This is a genomic window from Paractinoplanes deccanensis, from assembly GCF_016862115.1.
GTDB classification, from domain to species: domain Bacteria; phylum Actinomycetota; class Actinomycetes; order Mycobacteriales; family Micromonosporaceae; genus Actinoplanes; species Actinoplanes deccanensis.
In genome coordinates this window covers 97,659-107,272 of record NZ_BOMI01000156.1, presented here as the reverse complement: position 1 = coordinate 107,272, position 9,614 = coordinate 97,659, and the positions used below count along the sequence as shown (strand labels likewise).

Annotated in this window: 9 protein-coding genes and 1 tRNA gene; 7 read left to right on the top strand and 3 right to left on the bottom strand. The window is 70.4% G+C overall.

The window, feature by feature from the left end:
* Positions 1-644, top strand: a 644-nt coding sequence (locus Ade02nite_RS38655; RefSeq protein ID WP_203774759.1) for an ABC transporter permease, incomplete at its 5' end; no start/stop codon positions are given.
* 162 nt (positions 645-806) lie between these two features.
* Positions 807-1,463, top strand: a complete 657-nt coding sequence (locus tag Ade02nite_RS38650) for an Ltp family lipoprotein (protein WP_203774757.1) — start codon at positions 807-809, stop codon at positions 1,461-1,463.
* A gap of 22 nt (positions 1,464-1,485) precedes the next feature.
* Here the strand turns inward: Ade02nite_RS38650 and Ade02nite_RS38645 are convergent, their stop codons facing one another.
* Both Ade02nite_RS38645 and Ade02nite_RS38640 read right to left on the bottom strand, forming a co-directional pair.
* Entirely contained in the window at positions 1,486-2,184 is a 699-nt protein-coding gene (locus Ade02nite_RS38645) for a hypothetical protein (RefSeq protein WP_203774755.1), read from the bottom strand.
* 68 nt (positions 2,185-2,252) lie between these two features.
* Positions 2,253-2,337: transfer RNA gene (locus Ade02nite_RS38640), tRNA-Ser, on the bottom strand.
* A gap of 217 nt (positions 2,338-2,554) precedes the next feature.
* Here Ade02nite_RS38640 and Ade02nite_RS38635 point away from each other — a divergent pair.
* From Ade02nite_RS38635 to Ade02nite_RS38615, 5 genes are all read left to right on the top strand, one after another.
* Entirely contained in the window at positions 2,555-4,387 is a 1,833-nt protein-coding gene (locus tag Ade02nite_RS38635; protein ID WP_203774754.1) for an RICIN domain-containing protein, read from the top strand.
* 46 nt (positions 4,388-4,433) lie between these two features.
* Complete coding sequence (locus tag Ade02nite_RS38630; protein WP_203774752.1) at positions 4,434-5,396, top strand: NAD(P)H-quinone oxidoreductase; 963 nt, start codon at positions 4,434-4,436, stop codon at positions 5,394-5,396.
* Between the two features lie 180 nt (positions 5,397-5,576).
* Positions 5,577-6,128 carry a DUF4352 domain-containing protein gene (locus Ade02nite_RS38625; protein WP_239169355.1) on the top strand — a complete coding sequence of 184 codons (552 nt, stop codon included), beginning with the start codon at positions 5,577-5,579 and terminating at the stop codon, positions 6,126-6,128.
* A 312-nt stretch (positions 6,129-6,440) separates the two neighbouring features.
* Positions 6,441-7,556: a C40 family peptidase gene (locus Ade02nite_RS50465; protein ID WP_275409980.1), complete on the top strand. Its 1,116-nt coding sequence runs from the start codon at positions 6,441-6,443 to the stop codon at positions 7,554-7,556.
* Between the two features lie 28 nt (positions 7,557-7,584).
* Positions 7,585-8,232, top strand: a complete 648-nt coding sequence (locus Ade02nite_RS38615; protein ID WP_203774747.1) for a GNAT family N-acetyltransferase — start codon at positions 7,585-7,587, stop codon at positions 8,230-8,232.
* On the opposite strand, the gene Ade02nite_RS38610 is transcribed toward Ade02nite_RS38615, so the two are convergent.
* Positions 8,218-9,414: a GAF domain-containing sensor histidine kinase gene (locus Ade02nite_RS38610; protein WP_203774745.1), complete on the bottom strand. Its 1,197-nt coding sequence runs from the start codon at positions 9,412-9,414 to the stop codon at positions 8,218-8,220. The genes Ade02nite_RS38615 and Ade02nite_RS38610 overlap by 15 nt on opposite strands.
* Between the last annotated feature and the right edge of the window lie 200 nt (positions 9,415-9,614).

Here is a 9,614-nt window from a genome sequence, read left to right as displayed (position 1 = left end):
CGCTCAGCGCCGGCATAAACGGCGGCGAACCCGACCGAGCCCGATATATCGCCTACCTCGTGCCCGGCCTGCTGCTGATGACCATCGGCAGCACCGTGATCGGCACCGCGGTATCAGTGGCCAACGACATGACCGAAGGCATCATCGCCCGCTTCCGCACCATGGCCATCCACCGCGGCTCCGTCCTGATCGGCCACGTCATCGGCAGCGTCCTGCAATCAGTCCTCAGCGTCATCCTGGTCGGCGCCGTCGCCGTCGCCATCGGCTTCCGCTCCACCGACGCCACCCCGATCGAATGGCTCGCCGCGTTCGGACTGCTCGCCCTGTTCGCCCTCGCCCTGACCTGGATCGCCGTCGGCATGGGCCTGGTCTCCCCGAACGCCGAAGCCGCCAGCAACAACGCCATGCCGCTGATCCTGCTCCCGCTGCTGTCCAGCGCCTTCGTCCCGGTCGACTCCATGCCCGGCTGGTTCCAGCCCATCGCCGAGTACCAGCCGTTCACCCCCGCGATCGAAACCCTGCGCGGCCTGCTCCTCGGCACCGGCATCGGCCACAACGGCTGGCTCACCATCGCCTGGTGCCTCGGCCTCACCCTGCTCGGCTACTTCTGGGCCACCGCGAAGTTCAACAGCAACGCCAAGTAAAAACCCTCTCGGTGAGGCCCGGGCCGCAACGGCTCGGGCCTCACCGTCGTCTCGGAACGCCCTCCACCGTCAGACGGTGCCTGCTCCCACTTTCGGCGCCGAAGGGCTGGAACCGGACCAGCCCCTTTGGCCAGATCGGCGCTCCCGCGCAATCTGTCCTGGGTGCCGGTCCTCGGGCTGCTCCTCGGCCTGGTCGCCGTCGTCCTCAGCGCCATCACGCTCGCCAAGGCGATGAGCAGGACGGCGGCCGCGATCGGGCTCACGCTCGGTGTCATCGCGCTCATCATCAACGTCATCGTGCTCGCGGCCTTAGGGTCAGCGGTGTCGAACGCCGCGGACACCGCGTCCGCGACCACAGCGGCGACCGCTGACCCGACCGTGGCAACCACCGAGCCCACGCCGGACGCGACGACCGAGCCTCCAACGGTCACGCCCACCACAGAGGCAGCTGCCACGGCGGTCGCACCCACGACCAAGGCGCCCACGACAAAGGCTCCCGCCACCAGGCCGGTGTCGGCGGAAGAAGAGAACGCCATTCGGTCGGCGCAGAGCTACCTCGAGTTCGCCGCGTTCTCCCGCAAGGGCCTGATCAGGCAGCTGTCCTCGGAGGCGGGTGAGGGCTACTCGGTGAAGGCGGCGACCTACGCGGTCGACTCCCTGCACATCAACTTCAACGAGCAGGCGTACAAGTCGGCCAAGAATTACCTCGCCATGACGAGCTTCTCGCGCAAGGGCCTGATCCGGCAGCTGGAGTCGGACGCCGGTGAGGGTTTCACCCACTCGCAGGCCGTCTACGGGGTCACCAAGGCCGGGCTTTGACGGCCCAGCACGTCCGCCCGAATCAGGGGCAGAGCCGCTGGAACTCCTGGCGCTGGGTCTCGCGGTCGACGTCGCTGTGGCCCTGGTTTCGGATGTCGATGACCACCTGGTCGGCCGGCACGACAACGGTCGTGGTGCCGCAGGCCACGAACACGGCGACGTCGTCGCCCCGGCCCAGATAGGTGAGGTGCGGGGAGCGGAGTCGCGCGGGCATCTTCTCCGGCTCGCCCAGCCAGGCCACCTCCGCCCGGTAGGCGTGCACGTCGATGAAAGGCACGAACAGGCCGACACCGTTCACGGTCTCGCCGCGCACGACCCGGTCGGCTTCGCGCTCCATCTTCAGGGTGAGCAGCCAGTAGCCGGCGAGGACGACCAGCAGCGCGACGGCGAACCAGGTGAAGACGGGATGCTCGGGCCCGGCGCCGACCGTCCTGCCCGGCAGCCGGCCCAGCAGCCGGCGGCCCAGCAGGAACAGCACGGTGCCGATGAGGACGCCGAGCACCACCCACGCGGCCCGGCTCAGCATGGTCAGGCGGTCCCAGCCGACCTCTTCGGGACGCACGCCGAAGTCGTCGTAGAACTCGACGTACAGCACGTTGAGCAGCGCATAGATGGCCGCACCGAGCACGGCCGCGGCCCCCAGGAGCCGTTCCAGCCTGCCGAAGTAACCCTGCCGCCCCTCGGCGCCGCCGGTCTTGGCCGGCTCCGCTTGGCCCGTCATGCGCGAGAAGCTACGCGCGAGCCCACCGACCGGCAGTCAGATCATGGCCGGATCGGCCGGAAATCGAGCGGAGGGCGTGGGATTCGAACCCACGATGAGTTTCCCCATACCGGTTTTCAAGACCGGCGCCATCGGCCACTAGGCGAGCCCTCCCGATGTTGCGGTCCCAGTTTGCCAGACGTCCGCACGGTGGTCGGCAGCCACTCGCGAAGGACCTTGTATCAAGTCGGCAAAAATAGCCCTGGCCTGCAAGAACCGGCTTCCCTGACGCGGGCGTGACGGTTGACACCACATCGACGTGGATGTTTATTGTTCACCGCCTTTACCTTTTCCGGCCTAGGCCCCCACCTATGGCAAGGGAGTCCCCACCATGTCCAGGAAGATCGGTTGGGCCGTCGCGGCGGCCGCTGTCGTCTCGGTGAGCGTGCTGAGCGCGCCGCAGGCGCTCGCGGCCGGCGAGACGGTCAACGTCTATCTGACCACCACGAGCGACAGCGGCGGGCGCGCCGTCACGCGCGGGCTTCAGCAGCAGGCGCCCGTGGCGTTCGGCAGCGGCTCGGGCAGCGCCGGGCAGACCATCACCGTCAACGAGAACACCACCTACCAGCCGTTCGAGGGGGCGGGCGCGTCGTTCACCGACACCGCCGCCTTCACCATCCGCGGCAGCGGCGCGCTCTCGGCGGCCACCCAGAACGACGTGATGACGAAGCTCTTCAGCCCCACCTCCGGCATCGGGGTGAGCGCGCTGCGCAACGTCATCGGCTCGTCCGACCTCGCGCAGAACAGCTACTCGTACGACACCACCTGCTGCGACCTCAACGACTTCTCGCTGAGCCGGGACGCCGACGTGATGGCGCTGACCAAGCAGGCGCTGGCGCTCAACCCGTCCGCGTTCGTGATGGCCTCGCCCTGGTCGGCGCCGCCGTGGATGAAGGACAACAACGCGTACAGCCAGGGATGGCTCCAGTCGCAGTACTACGGCACGTACGCGCAGTACTTCGTCCGCTACATCCAGGGCTACCAGGCGCAGGGCGTGCCGATCCGGTACGTGACCGCGCAGAACGAGCCGACCTGCTGCCCCGGCTACCCGTCGATGCAGTGGAACACCGCCGGGCTCCAGTACTTCTCCAAGACCAACCTGCTGCCGGCCCTGCAGAGCGCGGGACTGGGCACGAAGCTGCTGGTCGGGGACTGGAACTTCGACACGTACGACACGTGGGTGGCGCCTCTGCTCGCGGACACGGCGATCCGCAACCATCCCAACTTCGGCGGCGTGGCGTGGCACGACTACGGCGGCAGCCCGTCGACGGCGACCGCCGTGCACAACCAGTATCCGCAGGTCAACGCCTACATGACCGAGCACTCCGGCGGTACGTGGGTGAGCAATCAGCACGCCGAGGACATGGGCGACCTGATCGACTACTTCCGGAACTGGGGCCGCAGCTGGACGAAGTGGTCGCTGGCCGTGGACGAGAGCATGGGCCCGCACAACGGCGGCTGCGGCACCTGCACCGGGCTGGTGACCGTGCACCGCAACGACGGGCGGCGCGGCCAGGTCGACTACACCATCGAGTACTACACGATGGGCCACCTGACCAAGTTCGTGCGGCCGGGCGCGGTGCGGATCGACTCGACCGCCAACGGCACGGTCCCGAACGTCGCGTTCCGCAACCCGGACGGCTCCAAGGCGCTGATCGCGTACAACACCAACGGCGGCGCACAGAGCGTCAAGGTGAACTGGGGCAGCCAGTCCTTTGTGTACTCCCTGCCGCCCCGGACGTCGGCGACCTTCACCTGGTCCGGATCGCAGGGCTCGTCGACCGGCGGAACGATCCGAGGGCTCGGCGGGAAGTGCCTCGACGTGACCGACGGCTCCACGGCGAACGGCAACCAGCCGCAGATGTGGGACTGCACCGCCGGCAACACCAACCAGCAGTGGGCGCGCAACGCCGACGGCACGATCACCGGGCTCGGCAAGTGTCTCGACGTGGCGAACAACTCGACCGCCGACGGCGCCGCGGTGCACCTCTGGGACTGCATCGGCACGGTCGCCAGTCAGAAGTGGACGGTCACCGCGGCCGGGGACATCGTCAACACCGCCTCGGGCAAGTGCCTGGACGTCAAGGACAACAGCACGGCCAACGGGGCAAAACTACAGATCTGGGCCTGTACGGGCGCCGCGCACCAAAAGTGGTCACTGTGAGTTGACCGAGTGGTTTTCTGTCATACCCCTCGGGCACAGTGAAGCCATGCACGCGATCGTGATCGAGGACAAGAAGCTCGCCTTCCGCGAGGTGCCCGACCCGGTGCCCGCGGAGGGCGAGGTCGTCGTGGATGTCACCGCCGCCGGGGTCAACCGCGCCGACGTGTCCCAGCGCCAGGGCTTCTATCCCCCGCCGCCCGGCGCTCCGGACTATCCGGGCCTCGAGTGTGCCGGCGTGATCAGCGCGGTCGGTCCCGGCGTGTCCGGCCGTCACGTCGGCGAGCGGGTCAGCGCCCTGCTCGCCGGCGGCGGCTACGCACAGCGGGTCGCCGTGCCGGCCGGTCAGCTGCTGCCCGTGCCGACCGGCCTCTCGCTGCACGAGGCGGCCGCGCTGCCCGAGGTCAGCTGCACGGTCTGGTCCAACGTCGTCGACCGCGACCGGCTGCGCAAGGGCGAGACCCTGCTGGTGCACGGCGGCGGCAGCGGCATCGGCACGTTCGCGATCCAGCTCGGCCACGCGCTCGGCGCCACGGTCGTCGCCACCGCCCGCGCGAGCAAGCACGACAAGCTCCGCGAGCTCGGCGCCGACCTGGTCGTCGACTACACGACCGACGACTTCGTCGCCGCCACAAAGGACTTCACCGGCGGCCGGGGCGCCGACGTCGTGCTCGACATCGTCGGCGCCAAATATCTTTCCCGCAACATCGACGTCCTCGCGCCCGGCGGCCGCATCACGGTCATCGGCTTCCAGGGCGGCCGCAAGGCCGAGGTCGACCTGGTTGAGCTGATGGCCAAGCGCGCGTCGCTCTCGTCCACGTCGCTGCGCGCCCGCCCGATCCCCGACAAGGCCCGCATCGTCGCGGCGGTGACCCGCGACGTCTGGCCCCTGGTCGAGGCCGGTGCCATCAAGCCCATCATCCACACGACGATGCCCCTCTCCGAGGCCGCCGAGGCACACGCCCTCATGGAGTCGAGCGACCACCTGGGCAAGATCCTGCTGCTGCCCTGACCGCCGGCCGGCGAGCGCCGGGCAGAGGGATCCCTGAGCCGGGCTCACCTCGATCAACGAGGGTGCCGGGGCCGAAGTTACCACCCATGGGCGACCTTTACGGGCGCTTTACGACAGGTTGGTCCGGATTTGCGGCGTGGCGGCGCCTCAGGTGTCGCCACGGAGTCGAGCATGGGTCCGGTGACCAACACGCCACTGCGCCCCGCACGATCAGCGCTCACCGAAGTGGAGCCGCCGCCGCGACGCCGCCGCCGCTGGCCGTGGATCGTGGGGGCGGTCGTCGCCGTGGTCGCGGCCGGCGGGGCGGCGTTCGCGCTGTCGCGTGACGAGCCGCCGCCGCCCGAGGCTCCGCGGGCCTTCGAGGGCGTCTTCCAGCTCACCGTCGACGGCAGCCGATGCGGGTTCGACTCGGTCGGGCCCCAGGAGCTTCCGCAGCACGCCCAGGGCCAGTTCTGCCTGGTCGACGTGACCGTCCGCAACACGGGTGCCGAATCCCAGCTGCTCGATCCGGGCGCTCAGCGCGCGATCGACAACGGCGGCGGCGAGCATCGCGTGGCCGAGCAGGCGCTGGTCTTCCTCAACGAGCGGCAGCCCACGCTGCTCGACGAGATCCCGCCCGGCGCCGCGGTGAAGGGCGTCCTGCCCTTCGACGTGCCCGCCGGATCGGGGCTGTCCGAGCTCGTCCTGCACAGTTCGATGGACAGTCCGGGCGCCCGTGTTCCGGTGACCTGAGTTCCCGGAAGCAGATCACGGGCATATTTCGGAAATCCATAACGGCCGATCGACACCTCAAAAGTCCTTTCTTTCCTCGATTGGGCGAGGGTGATTGTGGGAATTCGGCCCCGAAACATTCCTGATGTGTGTTGGCATGGTCGTCGGAATTAGCGAGTTGTCCGGGTTCCCATTGCTGTGCGTCTCACGCGCGGTGCCGGCGCGGCGCACGGTAATGCCACGCTGGACTGGGATACGCGCGAGTGCCCCGGGCCGATTTCGGAGGCAACACTGCATCGTCCGTCCCCGAGCCGGGCCTTGACCGCCGGCGCCATGGCGCTGGCCGTCATCTCACCGGCCCTCGACCCTGCCGATCATGCCGCCGAGGCCACACCGCCCGCCGAGCACACCGACCCCGAGCACACCGCCGCCCATCTCGCGGAGACGGAGGCCGCCCGCGCCGCCCTGGCCGAGCGCGCCTCCCGGGCCGACCCGCGCCGCCCGGCCGGCGACCGCCCGGCCCTCCCGCGCCGGGTGGCCGCGGCCCAGCTCGCCCTCAGCACCGTCGCCGGCGATGTCCCCCTGCCGGAGATGAGCCCGGAAACCTACGAGGAACTGCGCCGGGCGGCCGTCGTCGCCGCGACCGCCCTCGCCGTGGCCGACGACCGCGTGGCACTGCGCGGCCCGGCGGCGGAGGCGGCCGCGGAGGCCCGCGAGATCCTCCGTGACGCCGTCGCGGAACCAAGCGACGCCCCCGCGAACGAGGCCCGCGACGCCCAAGGAGCCGGCGCCCGACGACCCGGGGTCTTCAGCGCCCAGATGGCGCAGGCCCACGCCGCCCGGCTGGCCGGAGCCCTGAGCGCCACCACCGCCGAGCAGATCCGCGACCTGCGCGGCGGCCCGCCGCCCGAGCAGCCGGCCGGCACGCGGGCGGCCCCGGCGCGCCGCGCCATCGCCCGCGCCGTGGTCCACAGGGTGACGCCCCGGGCCGTCAAACGGCTGCACAAGCGCGTCCACCGCACCGTCCAGAAGCGGATCCACAACCGGATCCACCGCAGCGTGAAGCGGTCGCACGTCGTCACGTCGCGGCGCACGCACCACGTCATGCCCCTCGGCAACGGCATGACCGCCGTCATCGCGTACGCCCGCTCTCAGGTCGGCAAGCGCTACGTCCGGGGCGGCACCGGCCCGTTCGGCTTCGACTGCTCCGGCTTCACCAAGCGGGCGTACGCCCTCGCCGGCATCGAGCTGCCGCACTCCTCCGGCGCCCAGGCGGCACAGGCCCGCAGCATCTCGCGGGCCGAGGCGCGCCCCGGCGACCTGGTCGTCGGCCCCGGCCACGTCGGCATCTACATGGGCCGCGGCATGATGATCGACGCGGGCAACTCGCGCACCGGAGTCGTCTACCGCAGGCTCTATTCGGGGTTGCATGTCGAGCGCTTGAAATAGGGTCGCGAAGGCCCGCAGAATCGGCGTCATGCTGAGCGACCATTGGCCGCTGTACGGGCTCGTTCTGCGCACTCCGCGGCTGGAATTGCGGTTGCCCGATGAGCGCCGGCTCGACGAGCTCGCCACCCGTGCCACCGAGGGCATTCACGATCCGGCGACGCAGCCTTTCGTCGCCGGATGGACCGACGCGCCGCCCGATCAGGTCGCCCGCAGCGTCCTCCAGTGGCACTGGGGCCTGCGGGCCGGGTGGAGCCCGCGCAAGTGGGAGCTGGGCCTGGTGACGATCGCCGGCGGGCGGGTGATCGGCACGCAGGGCATCGGCGCGGAGGACTTCGCCCGGCTCCGCGAGGTCGGCACGGGCTCGTGGCTGGCGCGCGCCCATCACGGCCAGGGGTACGGCACCGAGATGCGCGCCGCCGTGCTCGAGCTGGCCTTCGCCGGGCTGGGCGCCGAGTTCGCGACCTCCGAGGCGTTCGGCGACAACCACGCCTCGTACGCGGTGTCCCGCAAGCTCGGCTACGCCGACGACGGCATCGCCCGGCACGTCGTCCGCGACCGGGTGACCGTCGGCCGGCGGTTGCGCCTCGACCGGGCCGCGTGGCAGGCGGCGCGCTCCGTACCCGTACGGATCGAGGGTCTGGATCCTTGCCGCGAGATGTTCCTAGGAGCGGGGTAGCGTCAGGCGCACTGTCGTCCCGACGCCGGGCTCGCTCTCCAGGTGGACGCTGCCGTGATGGGCGTCGATGATCGACTTGACGATGGCCAGGCCGAGGCCCGGGCCCTGCGCCGCCATCACCTCCGCCGCCTGGCAGCGGTAGAAGCGGTCGAAGACGTGCGGCAGCTCGTCCGCCGCGATGCCCACGCCGTTGTCCGTGATGGTCAGCTCCGGCTCGCCGTCCGAGGTCGAGTCCACCGTGATCTCGCCGCCGGGGTGGGTGAACTTGATGGCGTTGACCATGAGGTGGTTGAGCGCCTGGGCGAGCCTCCTGGCGTCGCCGCGCGCCGGCACCGGGGTCTCGGTGCGGTCGCGCAGCTTGACCTGGCGGTGCTCGGCGAGCGGACGGCACGCCGCGGCGGCCTGGTGGCCGAGCTCGGCCAGGTCGATCTCGGCGAGGTCGAGCTGCATGCGCTCGTCGGTGAGCCGGGCGACCAGCAGCAGCTCGTCGATGAGCCGCAGCAGCCGGTCGGAGTTGCGCGACATCACCGACAGGAACCGGCGCGAGGTGTCCGGGTCGAAGTCGTCCTCGAGCAGCATCTCCAGGTAACCGCGGATGGTCGACAGCGGTGTGCGCAGCTCGTGGCTGACCGTGGCGAGGAACGAGTCCTTCATGCGGTCGAGCTGGCGCATCCGGTCGGCGATCTCGCCGGCGTGCCGGGCGTAGCGGCGCAGCTCGAGTTGGACCGCGGCGTGCCGGGCGAGGCTGCGCAGGGCGCGCCGCTGCGGCGAGGTGAGCACCCGGGGCACGCGGTCGACGACGCAGACCGTGCCCACCGAATAGGTGCCGTCGAGCACCACCGGCGCGCCGGCGTAGAACCGGATCTCGTCCGGCACCGCCGGGTTGTCGGCGAAGCGCGGGTCGGCCGTCGCGTCGGACACCTCGAGCAGATCGTGCCCGTTGATCGTGTGGGCGCAGAACGACGTGTCCCGGTCGGTCTCCTCGACGTCCAGGCCGACCTTGGCCTTGAACCACTGCCGCTCCCGGTCGACGAGGCTGACCAGGCCCATCGGCGTGCCGCAGATCTCCGACGCCAGCAGGGCGATGTCGTCGAAGTCCTCCTCGGGCGGGGTGTCGAGCACCTGCGCGTCGTGCAGAGCGGCCAGCCGGGCGGGTTCGTTGGCGGGCAGCGGCGCTCTCATGTCCCGATGGTCTCATCTGCCGATGCGCAAATGGGGCTAAAGCAGTCGGCACCCGCTCGAGGAAGCGGGTGCCGACTTGCTTATCGCCACCGGGCACGGGGATCTCCGCCGCACGCACCCGATCGGATGTCGGACAGAAGCATCACCCGGCACAGGGGACACGCCGCGCACCCCATGTGCGTCCGCCCGATCGGGTGACA